We start from the raw sequence: 261 nt of genomic DNA, 5'->3' as shown, positions 1-261 counted from the left end.
AGGCCGTAGTAGCAGCCGGTTGGTGGCGAAGGGCCGAACGAGTAGGAGGGCCGAAGGCCGTGTCGCTTGGACGTGCAGTGCATCAGAAGGCCGCGCAGGCGGCGCGCAACGCGGGACGGCGAGGTGAAGCTGAGCCGGAAGCGGTGCGTGATGAAGCACGGACGGCGCGAGACGAAACTGGAGGCTTGGGGCGAGACAGTCTGCTATCGCAGGTGCTCGCGAGAGCGAATCTGGTGATGGCGTGGAAACGCGTCAAAGCCA

The 261-nt window shown here is 65.5% G+C and carries 1 pseudogene; it reads left to right on the top strand.

What is annotated here, in order from left to right:
• Positions 1 to 77: 77 nt before the first annotated feature.
• A pseudogene (locus tag FAZ69_RS33650) lies at positions 78 to 261 on the top strand (group II intron reverse transcriptase/maturase); the annotation flags it as partial.

The sequence above is a fragment of the Trinickia terrae genome (assembly GCF_005144415.1).
Classification (GTDB): domain Bacteria; phylum Pseudomonadota; class Gammaproteobacteria; order Burkholderiales; family Burkholderiaceae; genus Trinickia_A; species Trinickia_A terrae.
The sequence above is the reverse complement of the archived record's forward strand: the minus strand, read 5'-3'. Positions and strand labels throughout refer to the sequence as shown.